This is a genomic window from Lelliottia sp. RWM.1, assembly GCF_016859735.1.
Lineage (GTDB): Bacteria > Pseudomonadota > Gammaproteobacteria > Enterobacterales > Enterobacteriaceae > Enterobacter.
Genome location: NZ_WLVC01000030.1, coordinates 29,731 through 43,296 on the forward strand (window position 1 = coordinate 29,731; position 13,566 = coordinate 43,296).

Annotated in this window: 16 protein-coding genes and 1 pseudogene; 14 read left to right on the forward strand and 3 right to left on the reverse strand. The window is 52.3% G+C overall.

Translation table 11 applies throughout. The features are described 5' to 3' along the window. Positions 1 to 12 precede the first annotated feature (12 nt). The 3 genes from yedD to fliE form a co-directional block, all read right to left on the reverse strand. Positions 13 to 426, reverse strand: a complete 414-nt coding sequence (yedD, locus tag GF617_RS18645) for a lipoprotein YedD (protein WP_181619947.1) — start codon at positions 424 to 426, stop codon at positions 13 to 15. Positions 427 to 537: 111 nt separating this feature from the next. Continuing rightward, complete coding sequence (locus GF617_RS18650; protein ID WP_239006539.1) at positions 538 to 1,287, reverse strand: FkbM family methyltransferase; 750 nt, start codon at positions 1,285 to 1,287, stop codon at positions 538 to 540. A 112-nt stretch (positions 1,288 to 1,399) separates the two neighbouring features. After that, entirely contained in the window at positions 1,400 to 1,714 is a 315-nt protein-coding gene (gene fliE / locus GF617_RS18655; RefSeq protein WP_203452236.1) for a flagellar hook-basal body complex protein FliE, read from the reverse strand. A gap of 228 nt (positions 1,715 to 1,942) precedes the next feature. On the opposite strand from fliE, the gene fliF reads away from it, so the two are divergent. The 14 genes and pseudogenes from fliF (at position 1,943) to rcsA (ending at position 13,507) form a co-directional block, all read left to right on the forward strand. Continuing rightward, positions 1,943 to 3,640 (forward strand): flagellar basal-body MS-ring/collar protein FliF, encoded by a 1,698-nt coding sequence (fliF, locus tag GF617_RS18660; protein WP_181619950.1) that lies wholly within the window; start codon positions 1,943 to 1,945, stop codon positions 3,638 to 3,640. After that, the gene (fliG, locus tag GF617_RS18665) at positions 3,633 to 4,634 is read left to right on the forward strand and encodes a flagellar motor switch protein FliG (RefSeq protein WP_181619951.1); all 1,002 of its coding nucleotides are present in this window, start codon (positions 3,633 to 3,635) and stop codon (positions 4,632 to 4,634) included. Before fliF ends, fliG begins: the two co-directional genes overlap by 8 nt. Next, the gene (gene fliH, locus GF617_RS18670) at positions 4,627 to 5,334 is read left to right on the forward strand and encodes a flagellar assembly protein FliH (protein ID WP_181619952.1); all 708 of its coding nucleotides are present in this window, start codon (positions 4,627 to 4,629) and stop codon (positions 5,332 to 5,334) included. Before fliG ends, fliH begins: the two co-directional genes overlap by 8 nt. After that, positions 5,334 to 6,704: a flagellar protein export ATPase FliI gene (gene fliI / locus GF617_RS18675; RefSeq protein ID WP_181619953.1), complete on the forward strand. Its 1,371-nt coding sequence runs from the start codon at positions 5,334 to 5,336 to the stop codon at positions 6,702 to 6,704. The genes fliH and fliI overlap by 1 nt, the downstream gene beginning before the upstream one ends. Positions 6,705 to 6,725: 21 nt before the next feature. Then, positions 6,726 to 7,169 (forward strand): flagellar export protein FliJ, encoded by a 444-nt coding sequence (gene fliJ / locus GF617_RS18680; protein ID WP_181619954.1) that lies wholly within the window; start codon positions 6,726 to 6,728, stop codon positions 7,167 to 7,169. Further along, positions 7,166 to 8,410: a flagellar hook length control protein FliK gene (gene fliK, locus GF617_RS18685; protein WP_203452237.1), complete on the forward strand. Its 1,245-nt coding sequence runs from the start codon at positions 7,166 to 7,168 to the stop codon at positions 8,408 to 8,410. The genes fliJ and fliK overlap by 4 nt, the downstream gene beginning before the upstream one ends. Positions 8,411 to 8,515: 105 nt before the next feature. Further along, positions 8,516 to 8,983: a flagellar basal body-associated protein FliL gene (gene fliL, locus GF617_RS18690; protein ID WP_181619956.1), complete on the forward strand. Its 468-nt coding sequence runs from the start codon at positions 8,516 to 8,518 to the stop codon at positions 8,981 to 8,983. 4 nt (positions 8,984 to 8,987) lie between these two features. Beyond that, the gene (fliM, locus tag GF617_RS18695) at positions 8,988 to 9,992 is read left to right on the forward strand and encodes a flagellar motor switch protein FliM (RefSeq protein ID WP_181619957.1); all 1,005 of its coding nucleotides are present in this window, start codon (positions 8,988 to 8,990) and stop codon (positions 9,990 to 9,992) included. Beyond that, complete coding sequence (gene fliN, locus GF617_RS18700) at positions 9,989 to 10,402, forward strand: flagellar motor switch protein FliN (protein WP_181619958.1); 414 nt, start codon at positions 9,989 to 9,991, stop codon at positions 10,400 to 10,402. Before fliM ends, fliN begins: the two co-directional genes overlap by 4 nt. 2 nt (positions 10,403 to 10,404) lie before the next feature. After that, positions 10,405 to 10,779: a flagellar biosynthetic protein FliO gene (gene fliO, locus GF617_RS18705; RefSeq protein ID WP_181619959.1), complete on the forward strand. Its 375-nt coding sequence runs from the start codon at positions 10,405 to 10,407 to the stop codon at positions 10,777 to 10,779. Next, entirely contained in the window at positions 10,779 to 11,516 is a 738-nt protein-coding gene (gene fliP, locus GF617_RS18710) for a flagellar type III secretion system pore protein FliP (protein ID WP_181619960.1), read from the forward strand. The genes fliO and fliP overlap by 1 nt, the downstream gene beginning before the upstream one ends. 10 nt (positions 11,517 to 11,526) lie before the next feature. Next, the gene (fliQ, locus tag GF617_RS18715; RefSeq protein WP_003859587.1) at positions 11,527 to 11,796 is read left to right on the forward strand and encodes a flagellar biosynthesis protein FliQ; all 270 of its coding nucleotides are present in this window, start codon (positions 11,527 to 11,529) and stop codon (positions 11,794 to 11,796) included. 7 nt (positions 11,797 to 11,803) lie between these two features. Beyond that, positions 11,804 to 12,596 (forward strand): annotated as a pseudogene (gene fliR / locus GF617_RS18720) (flagellar biosynthetic protein FliR); the annotation flags it as partial. A gap of 287 nt (positions 12,597 to 12,883) precedes the next feature. Then, positions 12,884 to 13,507, forward strand: a complete 624-nt coding sequence (gene rcsA, locus GF617_RS18725) for a transcriptional regulator RcsA (RefSeq protein WP_181619962.1) — start codon at positions 12,884 to 12,886, stop codon at positions 13,505 to 13,507. Positions 13,508 to 13,566: the final 59 nt, after the last annotated feature.

The window sequence follows — 13,566 nt, forward strand, 5'->3', positions numbered from 1 at the left end:
CGACAATCCTTCTTATGGGTGATGGCTTTCGAGCGGGTTTTTGCTCAGATAATCAGCACACTCTACCGTCGGGCGCGCGACGTGCTGGAGCTCCATGCCGTCATATTCCAGCGTCATCCCGTCCAGGTGTAACGGATAGATATCCAGTTTGCTGGTAACGTTATAATACTTATCGGAACGCAACATGATTTTACCCGGCACAGCGATAACACGTTGCCATTGTCGGCAATCCAGCGTGTCACCATCTTTTGTCACCACGAGCGTGGCAATGGCCTCCGGGCTGACCAATTTCCCCTGCGGCCCTTTCGACTGCCAGTAACCGGCAAGATGAGAAGGGACAGGATGCTTAATAACATCCTTGTAGCTATCGACCTGAACACATCCAGACAAGGCCAGCAGAGCACCAATAATTGCTATCTTCTTCATAGATAAACCGTATACAAAGAAAAAATACATTGTGGCATTAAAGTCCACTGTACTCCAGCAACAACCCATGCCCTGCAACAACCAGCCCGCGATGAAACCGGACCCTCGAGATTACCCCGCACGCACCACGCGGGTCAGTTTTTCATTGTCATCACGAATGAAATCGACCTTCGCTTCGTTGCGCGGATGGTGAGCCAGGAAGTCATCAAACTGAATATGTTCAATGACATATCCCAGATCCAGAATGAAACCTATCAGTGCATCACGCTGCTCGTGGAACCACGGTAAATCCCATGCTTCGAATGAGAATGGCGGGAAATTGTTATGTTCAAGGAAGCCAACCGCTCCTTTCAGTACATCCAGTTCGAGACCTTCAACGTCGATCTTCAGGAAGCGCGTTTTCTGCTCAAAAAGAATATCGTTGAGCTTAACCACCTGAACAACATCTTTTTCAGCACTCATCGCCATCTGAACGCCGGTGTTTGAGCGATACTGCTCAACCATGGAGAAACCGCCAACATTATTCATTTTGTGGTAGTCAGGAACAGGAAGCTCAAGCAGTCCGCTCTCCTGTCCAACACCTTTATTAAGGGCGGTTACGTTATTCAGTCGATTGAGGAAAATATTGCCACACAGTTGATAATAAACCGTTTTCTGAGGTTCAAAAGAATAAACCTGCCCATTTTGTTCAGCAATCATCAGGGCTGTTGGGATGGTATATGCCCCGAGGTTAGCACCGAGGTCGAAAACAATAGGCTGGTCAAATCCACGCGTGAATTCTCCCGTGATGGCAAAAAGCCAGTTTTCCCAGTTATCTCGGGTAAAGAGATGATTTGAAATAACATCATTTCCAAAGGTCAAAAAGCTACCTTGTGATGAGTTAACGACATGCACTCTTGGTAACATAGGTAATCCTGTATTTTTCTTTATAAAAGCAACATTGTTGAAAAATCACTGGAAATGACGTCAGACACTACACCTGCATGCCCATCACTTCCTGGTAGGCTGACACCAGCTTGTTACGCACCTGGATCCCCATCTGAAGGGAAACGGATGCTTTTTGTAAATCGGTCATCACATCGTTAAGTGCCACGCCAGGTTCACCCAGGGTGAATTTTTCTGCCTGCGTCCGCGCTGCCGTCTGCGTATCGCTGATGCGATCGAGCGCAGCATGCAGTTGCCCGGCAAAGCTGATGGTCGGCTGTGCGTCCGCCACATTCTGATTCCGGGCCGTCATTGCCGTTGCCTGCAACTGACTGATTACCCCTTCAATGCCCTGTATAGCCATGACTTTCCCCTGGATGGTTTTTTACGCGGTCAAGACTAACAGCTTGTCAATAAGATAAAGGCGGTAAATAGCATGAAAAAACCAGGTTATTTGACGCATAGAAAATCCTGAATCATCAAATAATGGCAGGGCCATCAGTATGGAACTTTTGTCGTGTTTGCCGACCCGGGAGTCAGTTTTGTTTCTCTACACGAATAACGTAACCCACCAGGATTTAAGAGGTGCGCAATGAGTGCGACAGCATCGACAGCACCGCAAAATAAATCACTCGAGTGGATGAACCGCCTGCGTGCGAATCCTAAAATCCCGTTGATCGTGGCAAGCGCTGCCGCTATTGCGATTCTCGTAGCGATGGTCTTGTGGGCGAAAAGCCCTGATTACCGGACACTTTATAGCAACCTTTCCGACCAGGATGGCGGTGCGATCGTCACCCAACTCACCCAGATGAACATCCCTTATCGCTTTGCGGATAACGGCGGTGCGCTTGAGGTTCCTGCGGATAAAGTGCATGAACTGCGTCTGCGCCTGGCACAACAAGGTCTGCCAAAAGGGGGCGCTGTCGGCTTTGAACTGCTGGATCAGGAAAAATTCGGTATCAGTCAGTTCAGCGAGCAGGTGAACTACCAGCGTGCGCTGGAAGGTGAGCTGGCCCGAACAATTGAAACACTTGGCCCGGTAAAAAGTGCACGCGTGCATCTGGCCATGCCAAAACCGTCTCTGTTTGTCCGCGAACAAAAATCTCCGTCAGCGTCTGTTACCGTCAATCTCGAACCCGGCCGTGCGCTGGATGAGGGACAAATCAGTGCCGTAACGCATTTGGTATCCAGTGCGGTTGCAGGCTTGCCGCCAGGCAACGTTACGCTGGTTGATCAGAGCGGCCATCTGTTAACCCAATCCAATACTGCCGGTCGTGATCTGAACGACGCGCAGCTGAAATACGCGACAGACGTAGAGAACCGTCTCCAGCGTCGCATCGAAGCCATTCTTGGCCCTATCGTCGGTAACAGCAACGTACACGCACAGGTTACTGCGCAGATCGACTTTGCTAATAAAGAGCAAACCGAAGAGCAGTACAGCCCGAACGGTGATGCGGCACAAGCGGTAATGCGTTCCCGTCAGGTCAATGAGAACGAACAAATTGGTGGCGCTTACCCCGGTGGCGTACCCGGTGCGCTCTCTAACCAGCCTGCTCCGGCTAACGCTGCCCCCATCACGACACCTGCTGCCAATCAACAGAATGGTCAGCAGAACGGTCAGCAAAATAATCAACAGCAGGGCTCAACGGCGACCAATAATTCATCTGGACCACGTTCTACCAGCCGCAATGAGACCACCAACTACGAAGTTGATCGTACGATCCGCCACACCAAAATGAATGTCGGTGATGTGCAGCGTCTGTCAGTTGCTGTCGTGGTGAACTACAAAACGCTGCCGGATGGCAAACCGCTGCCGCTGACTGCCGATCAGATGAAGCAGATCGAAGACCTGACCCGCGAAGCCATGGGTTATTCAGAAAAACGTGGCGATACCCTCAACGTGGTGAACTCGCCATTCAGCGCAGTTGATGAAACGGGTGGCGAACTTCCATTCTGGCAACAGCAGTCGTTTATCGATCAGTTGATGTCCGCAGGTCGTTGGTTACTGGTGCTGATTGTGGCCTGGCTACTGTGGCGCAAAGGCATTCGTCCACAGCTCACGCGTCGTGCTGAAGAAGCGAAAGCAGCCCGGGAACAACTCTCGGCACGTCAGGAAGTGGAAGATGCGGTCGAGGTTCGCCTGAGCAAAGACGAGCAAATGCAGCAGCGCCGTGCTAACCAGCGCCTGGGTGCTGAAGTCATGAGCCAGCGTATTCGCGAAATGTCAGATAACGATCCGCGCGTTGTGGCGCTGGTCATTCGCCAGTGGATGAATAACGATCATGAGTAACACTACCCTTTCAGGCACAGATAAAAGTGTCATCCTGCTGATGACCATTGGCGAAGACCGCGCGGCGGAGGTGTTTAAACACCTCTCCGATCGCGAAGTCCAGACGCTCAGCGCCGCCATGGCGAACGTGCGTCAGATTTCGAACACCCAGTTAACGGAGGTGCTGGCTGAGTTTGAGCGCGAGGCAGAACAGTTTGCCGCCCTCAACGTCAACGCCAACGAATACCTGCGTTCAGTACTGGTCAAAGCGCTGGGTGAAGAACGTGCGGCCAGTCTGCTGGAAGATATTCTGGAAACCCGCGACACTGCCAGCGGCATCGAAACGCTCAACTTTATGGAGCCGCAGAGTGCCGCCGACCTTATTCGCGACGAGCACCCGCAGATCATCGCCACCATTCTGGTCCACCTCAAACGCGGCCAGGCAGCCGATATTCTGGCGCTGTTCGACGAACGTCTGCGCCACGATGTCATGCTACGTATCGCCACATTTGGTGGTGTCCAGCCAGCCGCGCTGGCGGAACTGACCGAAGTGCTGAACAACCTGCTCGACGGCCAGAACCTCAAGCGCAGTAAAATGGGCGGCGTGAGAACGGCAGCCGAAATTATCAACCTGATGAAAACACAGCAGGAAGAAGCGGTTATTACTGCAGTTCGCGAATTCGATGGCGAACTGGCACAAAAAATTATCGACGAGATGTTCCTGTTCGAAAACCTGGTCGAAGTGGACGATCGCAGCATCCAGCGCCTGCTTCAGGAAGTGGACTCCGAGTCGCTGCTTATCGCTCTCAAAGGGGCCGAACAGCCACTGCGCGAGAAGTTCCTGCGCAACATGTCTCAGCGTGCGGCGGATATCCTGCGCGACGACCTTGCCAACCGTGGCCCGGTTCGTCTCTCTCAGGTCGAAAACGAACAGAAAGCGATCCTGCTTATTGTGCGTCGTCTGGCGGAAACCGGCGAAATGGTAATTGGCAGCGGAGACGACACTTATGTCTAATGAGCTGCCGTGGACGCGCTGGACACCCGATGACCTCGCCCCTCCTGTGACCGAGTTCACGCCAGCAATGATGTTGCCCGATGAGGGCGATGTCACTGATGATGCTCCTGAGCTCAGTGAGGAAGAACAACGCACGCAGATGCTGGCTCAACTGCAAATGCAGGCGCACGAGCAGGGCTTTAACGCCGGTATGAACGAAGGGCGTCAAAAAGGCCATGAGCTAGGCTATCAGGAAGGTTTAGCACAAGGATTAGAGCAGGGTCAGGAACAGGCGCGTCAGCAGCAAGCGCCGATCAATGCCCGCATGCAACAACTGGTGAGTGAGTTCCAACATACTCTTGATGCGCTGGACAGCGTCATTGCATCGCGTCTGATGCAGATGGCGCTAGAGGCTGCACGCCAGGTGATCGGCCAGACACCCGTTGTCGATAACGCTGCACTGATCAAACAAATACAGGGTTTGCTGCAACAGGAACCGTTGTTCAGCGGCAAACCTCAGTTGCGTGTACATCCTGATGATTTACAACGTGTTGAAGAGAGCCTTGGCGCGACGCTTAGCCTTCATGGCTGGCGTTTACGCGGTGACCCGTCACTTCATCATGGCGGCTGCAAAGTCTCTGCCGATGAGGGCGATCTCGATGCCAGCGTGGCAACCCGCTGGCAAGAGCTGTGCCGTCTGGCTGCACCGGGAGTCGTCTGATGACTGCACGCCTCACGCGCTGGCTTAACACGCTCGATAATTTTGAAACGAAGATGGCGCAACTGCCATCTGTTCGTCGTTATGGACGTCTGACGCGCGCCACCGGGCTGGTGCTTGAAGCCACAGGTTTACAGTTACCGCTGGGAGCAACCTGTGTTATTGAACGCCAGGACGGAATTGAGACACGCGAAGTGGAAAGTGAAGTGGTTGGCTTTAACGGTCAACGTCTCTTTCTGATGCCGCTTGAAGAGGTAGAGGGCGTGCTTCCCGGCGCACGTGTCTACGCTAAAAACTACGCGGGCGACGGTCTGCAAAGCGGGAAACAGTTACCGCTTGGCCCGGCACTTTTAGGCCGCGTGCTCGATGGCAGCGGCAAGCCGCTCGACGGTCTGCCCTCCCCTGACACCACCGAAACCGGTGCGCTAATCACACAGCCGTTTAACCCGCTACAACGTACGCCTATCGAGCACGTGCTGGATACTGGCGTTCGTCCGATCAACGCCCTGCTCACCGTGGGTCGAGGGCAGCGTATGGGTCTGTTTGCCGGTTCCGGTGTTGGTAAATCGGTTCTGCTCGGCATGATGGCACGCTATACCCAGGCCGACGTGATTGTGGTGGGGCTGATTGGTGAACGTGGTCGTGAAGTTAAAGATTTTATCGAGAATATTCTCGGTGCTGATGGCCGCGCACGCTCGGTGGTGATCGCCGCTCCGGCCGATGTTTCGCCGCTGCTGCGTATGCAAGGGGCTGCTTATGCCACGCGTATCGCTGAAGATTTCCGTGACCGTGGGCAGCACGTCCTGCTGATCATGGACTCGCTTACCCGTTATGCCATGGCGCAGCGTGAAATTGCCCTGGCAATCGGCGAACCACCAGCCACTAAAGGTTATCCACCTTCTGTATTCGCCAAACTTCCCGCTCTGGTTGAACGCGCGGGTAACGGCATCACTGGCGGCGGTTCAATTACGGCATTTTATACCGTACTGACCGAAGGCGATGACCAGCAGGACCCGATTGCCGACTCAGCACGTGCGATCCTCGACGGACACATTGTACTGTCGCGTCGTCTGGCTGAAGCAGGACACTATCCTGCAATCGATATTGAAGCCTCAATCAGCCGTGCAATGACGGCACTGATTACAGAGAAGCATTACGCCCGTGTGCGTAACTTCAAACAACTGCTCTCCAGTTTCCAGCGTAACCGCGATTTGGTCAGCGTGGGGGCGTATGCCAAAGGCAGCGACCCGATGCTCGATAAAGCGATTGCCTTATGGCCGCAACTGGAAGCGTTCTTGCAACAAGGTATTTTTGAACGTGCCGACTGGGAAGATTCAATTCAGGCTCTGGATCTGATTTTCCCGCAGGTGTAACACAGGTGGAGGGCGAAGGTCATGGCGCAAAATAGCGCGTTATCAACGCTAAAAGATCTGGCTGAAAAAGAAGTTGATGATGCCGCATTGCAACTTGGTGCAATGCGGCGTGGATGTCAGCAGGCTGAAGAACAGTTGAAGATGTTAATCGACTATCAGCATGAGTATCGCACCAACCTCAATACCGATATGACACAAGGCATTGGTAGCCAGCGATGGATTAACTATCAGCAGTTTATCCAGACGCTCGAAAAGGCGATCGAACAGCATCGCCTGCAGCTTAACCAGTGGACCCAAAAAGTGGATACAGCGCTGAATTTCTGGCGCGAGAAAAAGCAGCGACTGCAGGCCTGGCAAACATTACAGGATCGGCAAGTTGCTGCAACGACCCTCGCCGAAAACCGCCTGGATCAGAAAAAAATGGATGAGTTTGCCCAGCGCGCATCAATGAGGAAACCTGAATGATCACACTGCAACAACTGTTGGTGTCCGACCTCGACCTGTCTGGCGGTTCACAGACGGGAAAATCAGCCGATGGCGCGCAAGATTTTCTCTCGCTGCTGGCCGGAGCCTTAACGGATACCGCAGGCCAGGGCAAAGACGCTCCGCTGACCCTTGCCGACCTCAAAGCGGCCGGAAGTAAGCTGTCCAAAGCCGCGCTTGAAAAAGATGGCGACACGACGCTACAGGCGAAAATTGCCGATCTGCTCTCCCGTCAGGAGACGCTCAGTGGCGATGACACGGCGCAAACTACTGCGCTGCAAAGTCTTGTCTCCGGCCTGATGCCGGTTAAAGCTGGGGAGGCACTCAAAGCGCTGAACACCACGGCGACAAAAGATGACAGCAAGACCGAGCTTAATGAAGAAGAGTTGGCTGGCTTAAGTGCGCTGATGGCGATGTTGCCACACCAGCAAACAACCGCGCCGGTTACTCCCCAGTCAACACATGCTGAAGGTGTTACTGCACAAGCGGCTCTCAATTCTACCGGATTAGCGCAAATCGCTACTGGCCAACAGCCCGTGCAGAGCAATGTTTCCGCTGGACATGATAAGACGTCACCACAGTCTCAATATCAGGCTCTGACCCAGAGTGCTGACACGACGCTGCCAGCCAATACAACGGCTACACCGGCAGTCGCCGCCATTGCCGAAAAACAGGATCTGGCGAGTAATACCTCGTCGACAACACCGACGGCCACTCTGGCTCCGATTGTCAGCAGCCAGGCGACCTCTCAGCCTGCCGCAACCGTTGCAACGGCTCCGGTGCTGAGCCAACCGTTGGGAAGCAGTGAGTGGCAACAGACGTTGAGCCAGCACATCACCCTGTTTACCCGCCAGGGACAACAAACAGCGGAATTACGTCTGCACCCGGAAGATCTGGGCCAGGTTCAGATTTCGCTTAAACTGGATGATAACCAGGCGCAACTGCAGATGGTCTCTGCACACAGCCATGTACGTGCAGCCCTGGAAGCGGCCTTGCCGGTACTGCGTACTCAACTGGCGGAAAACGGCATTCAGCTGTCTCAGAGCAGCGTCAGCAGTGAGAGCTTCGCCGGACAGCAGCAGTCGTCATCCCAGCAACAACAGCAGGCTTCACGTTCCGGCCAACAAGGCGGTTTTAATGAAGAGAGTGATGAGTTACTGCTAACCCCTGCTGCGTTGCAATCCGCCGCACGTGGAAACGGTGCAGTAGACATCTTCGCCTAAACGCCAGAGGTAGCGTGATTATCTCCGTCTTTTCCACGCTTTGACGTAAGCAGGACACGGGATAATCACCTCATTAGCTGTACCGAAACAGGAAGCTCGTATCAGATGACTGACTCCGCTATCACCAAAAAAAGTAAGCGTTCCATCTGGATCCCGCTGCTGGTGTTGATCACGCTCGCAGCCTGCGCAACCGCAGGCTATAGTTACTGGCGCATGCAGCAGGAACCTACTGCAGCAGCCAAAGCTGAACCCCCGCCACCGCCGGTCCCGGTATTTTTCCCACTGGATACCTTTACCGTTAACCTGGGTGATGCGGATCGTGTGCTGTACATCGGTATTACGCTACGTCTGAAAGACGAGGGAACCCGTTCCCGTCTGAATGATTACCTGCCGGAAGTGCGCAGCCGTTTGCTGTTGCTGTTCTCTCGTCAGGATGCCTCGACGCTTGCTACCGATGACGGAAAGCAAAAGCTGGTCGAAGCCATCAAACAAGCATTGGCCGCTCCGTTGGTCAGTGGTCAACCTAAGCAGGAAGTCACTGACGTTCTGTATACAGCCTTCATTCTGCGGTAACGACATGGGCGACAGTATTCTTTCTCAGGCAGAAATCGACGCGCTGCTCAACGGCGATAGCGATAAAAGTGATGACCCGCAACCGGGGCTCGGTGGCGATAGCGATATTCGTCCCTATGACCCGAATACACAGCGGCGCGTGGTGCGTGAGCGTCTTCAGGCACTGGAGATCATCAACGAACGTTTTGCACGACAGTTCCGTATGGGGCTGTTCAACCTGTTGCGTCGTAGCCCGGACATTACCGTCGGTGCGATCCGCATTCAGCCGTATCATGAGTTCGCCCGCAACTTGCCGGTGCCAACCAACCTTAACCTGATTCATCTGAAGCCTCTGCGCGGAACCGGGCTGTTCGTGTTTTCTCCGAGTCTGGTTTTCATCGCAGTAGATAACCTGTTCGGCGGTGATGGTCGCTTCCCGACGAAAGTCGAAGGACGTGAATTTACCCACACTGAGCAGCGTGTCATCAACCGCATGCTGAAACTGGCGCTGGAATCTTATAGCGACGCATGGAAAGCGATTAACCCGCTGGAAGTGGAATATGTCCGTTCTGAGATGCAGGTGAAATTCACCAATATCACCACCTCTCCGAACGACATCGTCGTGAACACGCCATTCCATGTGGAAATCGGTAACCTGACCGGTGAGTTTAATATTTGTCTGCCATTCAGCATGATTGAACCGTTGCGCGAGCTGCTGGTAAACCCACCGCTGGAAAACTCCCGTAATGAAGATCAGAACTGGCGTGAAAATCTGGTGCGTCAGGTGCAGCATTCACAACTCGAGCTCGTGGCGAGCTTCGCTGATATCTCATTGCGGTTATCACAGATCCTGAAATTACAACCCGGTGATGTTCTGCCGATAGAAAAACCCGACCGCATTATTGCCCATGTGGATGGTGTCCCCGTACTGACAAGTCAGTACGGCACAGTAAACGGCCAGTATGCGTTACGCGTTGAGCACTTGATCAACCCGATATTGAATTCGCTGAATGAGGAACAGCCCAAATGAGTGACATTAACAATCCGTCCGATGAAAACAGCGGAGCACTGGACGATCTGTGGGCTGACGCGTTAAACGAGCAAAAAACGACACCCGCTAAAAGTGCAGCAGATGCTGTCTTCCAGCAGTTGGGCGGTGGTGACGTTAGCGGGACGCTTCAGGATATCGACCTGATCATGGATATCCCGGTCAAACTGACCGTGGAACTGGGCCGTACCCGCATGACCATTAAAGAACTGCTGCGCCTGACGCAGGGTTCTGTGGTAGCGCTTGACGGCCTGGCCGGTGAACCACTGGATATTCTGATCAACGGTTATCTGATTGCTCAGGGTGAAGTTGTGGTCGTGGCCGATAAATATGGCGTGCGCATCACCGACATCATCACGCCGTCTGAACGTATGCGTCGTCTGAGCCGTTAAGAATGAAAACGGAGGCAACAGTATCGCACCCTTCCGCCGTCCCGGATTCACCGCTACTCCAGGTGAGCGGCGCACTGTTCGGTATTATTGCCTTTATTCTCATCGCCGCCTGGCTGGCAAAGCGCTTTGGCCTGGCGGGGAAAACGGCCACTGCTCGCGGCCTCAAAGTCAGTGCCAGCACATCGCTTGGGCCACGTGAACGTGTGGTGATTGTTGATGTTGAAGATGCACGACTGGTGTTGGGCGTGACCGCATCACAGATCAATGTCTTGCATAAACTGCCTCCGGCGCCTGTCTCTGGCGAAACGGATGCAGAGAAACCTGCGGATTTTCAGTCCGTCATGAAGAGTTTGCTTAAGCGTTCCGGGAGATCCTGATGCGCCGTTTGTTGTCCCTTACGCTTGCAGGCGTTGGTCTGTTTGCTCCCGCCGTCTATGCACAACTGCCAGGTTTAGTCTCAACTCCCCTTGCCGGTGGCGGGCAGAGCTGGTCACTTCCGATACAGACTCTGGTGTTTATCACGTCGTTGACGTTTATTCCGGCAATCTTGCTGATGATGACCAGCTTCACGCGCATCATCATCGTATTCGGTTTGCTGCGAAATGCGCTCGGTACACCTTCCGCGCCACCTAACCAGGTTCTGCTGGGACTTGCACTGTTCCTGACCTTTTTCATTATGTCGCCGGTGATTGATAAGATTTATACCGACGCCTATCAGCCATTTAGCGAAGATAAGATTTCCATGCAGGTTGCACTGGAAAAAGGTGCTCAGCCTCTGCGCGAGTTCATGCTGCGTCAAACGCGTGAAGCGGATTTAGCCCTCTTTGCCCGTCTGGCCAATGCGGGCCCGATTCAGGGGCCGGAAGCTGTGCCAATGCGTATTTTGCTGCCAGCCTATGTCACCAGCGAGCTGAAAACGGCATTCCAGATTGGATTTACTATTTTTATTCCATTTCTGATTATCGACCTGGTTATCGCCAGTGTCCTGATGGCCCTCGGGATGATGATGGTTCCACCTGCAACCATTGCGCTGCCATTTAAGATTATGCTCTTCGTTCTGGTTGATGGCTGGCAGTTGCTGGTCAGTTCGCTGGCGCAAAGTTTCTACAGTTAAGGAGCGCGCAATGACACCAGAATCGGTCATGATGATGGGCACGGAGGCGATGAAAGTAGCTATCGCTGTTGCCGCGCCCCTGTTGCTTGTTGCCCTGGTTACCGGTCTGATTATCAGTATTCTTCAGGCCGCCACGCAGATTAACGAAATGACACTGTCCTTTATCCCAAAAATCATCGCCGTATTCGTGGCGATTATTGTTGCCGGACCGTGGATGCTGAATTTGTTGCTGGACTATATGCGCAATCTGTTTACCAACTTGCCGTACATCATCGGCTGATATCAGGATGCTGCACTTTACCAGCGATCAGTGGGTCCAGTGGCTTGGCGTCTATTTCTGGCCGATGCTGCGCGTGCTTGCGCTGATTTCAACCGCCCCAATACTCAGTGAAAAATCGATACCTAAGCGCGTCAAAGTTGGGCTGGGCATCATCATTACGATTATTATTGCCCCTTCGCTACCGCCTGTTGATGTGCCTATTTTTTCAGCCAACGCGATATGGCTCGCCTTGCAACAGATCCTTATCGGTGTTGCGGTCGGTTTTACCATGCAACTTGCCTTCGCCGCCGTGCGTACGGCGGGGGAACTCATCGGTTTGCAGATGGGCTTGTCATTCGCCACCTTTATCGACCCTGGAAGCCATCTGAACATGCCTGTGCTGGCTCGTATCATCGACCTGCTCGCCATGTTGTTGTTCCTCTCTTTCAATGGGCATCTGTGGCTGATCTCTATGCTGGTGGACACCTTCCACACGCTGCCCATTGGTGCGAGTCCTGTAAACAGTAACGCGTTTCTGGCGCTCACTCGAGCCGCAGGACTTATTTTCCTCAATGGTCTGATGCTGGCGCTGCCGATCATCACGCTTCTGCTGACCGTAAACCTGTCATTAGGTTTGCTGAACAGAATGGCGCCACAGCTCTCCGTATTTGTCATCGGCTTTCCGGTGACATTGACGGTCGGACTTTTATTAATGTCATTACTAATGCCACTTATCGCCCCCTTCTGCGAACATTTATTCAGCGAGATATTCAATCTTCTGGCGGATATTGTCAGCGAACTACCACGTAAATAATAACCCGCATTGTTTACATTGTCTTTCTGAGGATATTCCTAAAATAAAACATGAAAAACATCTTCCAGGATATATCTGGTGCGGTTTATTTGTTTCTAACCACCTCACAATACTTAATATTTACTTTACTTTAAGATGATTCCTGGCAAATTATACGTAACTTTACGGGATAGTGAGTTCGCCTGAAAGTCTTTGTCATGCTCACAGGTTATTAATTTTTTCCATCCCGTATGGCTGTTTATGAGCTCTCAGGCAGATGGTGAATTATCGTTACGCATTGAGTGAGGGTATGCCATGTCAACGATCATTATGGATTTATGCAGTTACACCCGGCTAGGGTTAACCGGGTATCTGGCAAGCAGAGGGGTAAAAAAGAGAGACATCAACGATGTACACACCGTTGACGAACTCTCAGCCGCTTGTGAAGAACACAAGCCTGGCGTGGTGTTTATTAATGAGGACTGTTTCATTCACGATCCAGCCAACAGTCAGCACATTAAGCAAATCATTAATCAGCATCCTAAAACTCTGTTTATTGTTTTTATGGCTATTGCAAATATTCATTTCGATGAATATTTGTTAGTTCGTAAAAATTTATTGATCAGCTCCAAATCGATTAAACCAGAGTCGCTGGATGACATTCTGGGCGATTATTTGAATAAAGAAGTAGAGAATGTAGGAGCGGTTAACTTACCCACCCTATCATTAAGCAGAACTGAATCAAGTATGTTGCGAATGTGGATGGATGGGCAAGGGACGATTCAGATCTCGGACCAAATGAATATCAAAGCAAAAACTGTTTCGTCACATAAAGGAAATATTAAAAGGAAAATTAAAACGCATAATAAGCAAGTGATCTACCACGTCGTCCGCCTGACAGATAATGTGACGAATGGTATTTTCGTTAACATGCGTTAGCACGCACAATACCTTTTAGCAATCACCTTGATCTCTGGCCTGGCCAGAGATTTTCGCAT

What these genes read in the sequence shown, in the direction of transcription:
- fliN (WP_181619958.1), top strand. Translation starts at nt 9,989, where the DNA reads ATGAGTGACATTAACAATCCGTCCGATGAAAACAGCGGAGCACTGGAC.
- fliI (WP_181619953.1), top strand. Translation starts at nt 5,334, where the DNA reads ATGACTGCACGCCTCACGCGCTGGCTTAACACGCTCGATAATTTTGAA.
- fliF (WP_181619950.1), top strand. Translation starts at nt 1,943, where the DNA reads ATGAGTGCGACAGCATCGACAGCACCGCAAAATAAATCACTCGAGTGG.
- fliG (WP_181619951.1), top strand. Translation starts at nt 3,633, where the DNA reads ATGAGTAACACTACCCTTTCAGGCACAGATAAAAGTGTCATCCTGCTG.
- fliH (WP_181619952.1), top strand. Translation starts at nt 4,627, where the DNA reads ATGTCTAATGAGCTGCCGTGGACGCGCTGGACACCCGATGACCTCGCC.
- fliL (WP_181619956.1), top strand. Translation starts at nt 8,516, where the DNA reads ATGACTGACTCCGCTATCACCAAAAAAAGTAAGCGTTCCATCTGGATC.
- fliK (WP_203452237.1), top strand. Translation starts at nt 7,166, where the DNA reads ATGATCACACTGCAACAACTGTTGGTGTCCGACCTCGACCTGTCTGGC.
- yedD (WP_181619947.1), bottom strand. Translation starts at nt 426, where the DNA reads ATGAAGAAGATAGCAATTATTGGTGCTCTGCTGGCCTTGTCTGGATGT.
- fliE (WP_203452236.1), bottom strand. Translation starts at nt 1,714, where the DNA reads ATGGCTATACAGGGCATTGAAGGGGTAATCAGTCAGTTGCAGGCAACG.
- fliO (WP_181619959.1), top strand. Translation starts at nt 10,405, where the DNA reads ATGAAAACGGAGGCAACAGTATCGCACCCTTCCGCCGTCCCGGATTCA.
- rcsA (WP_181619962.1), top strand. Translation starts at nt 12,884, where the DNA reads ATGTCAACGATCATTATGGATTTATGCAGTTACACCCGGCTAGGGTTA.
- fliM (WP_181619957.1), top strand. Translation starts at nt 8,988, where the DNA reads ATGGGCGACAGTATTCTTTCTCAGGCAGAAATCGACGCGCTGCTCAAC.
- fliJ (WP_181619954.1), top strand. Translation starts at nt 6,726, where the DNA reads ATGGCGCAAAATAGCGCGTTATCAACGCTAAAAGATCTGGCTGAAAAA.
- fliQ (WP_003859587.1), top strand. Translation starts at nt 11,527, where the DNA reads ATGACACCAGAATCGGTCATGATGATGGGCACGGAGGCGATGAAAGTA.
- fliP (WP_181619960.1), top strand. Translation starts at nt 10,779, where the DNA reads ATGCGCCGTTTGTTGTCCCTTACGCTTGCAGGCGTTGGTCTGTTTGCT.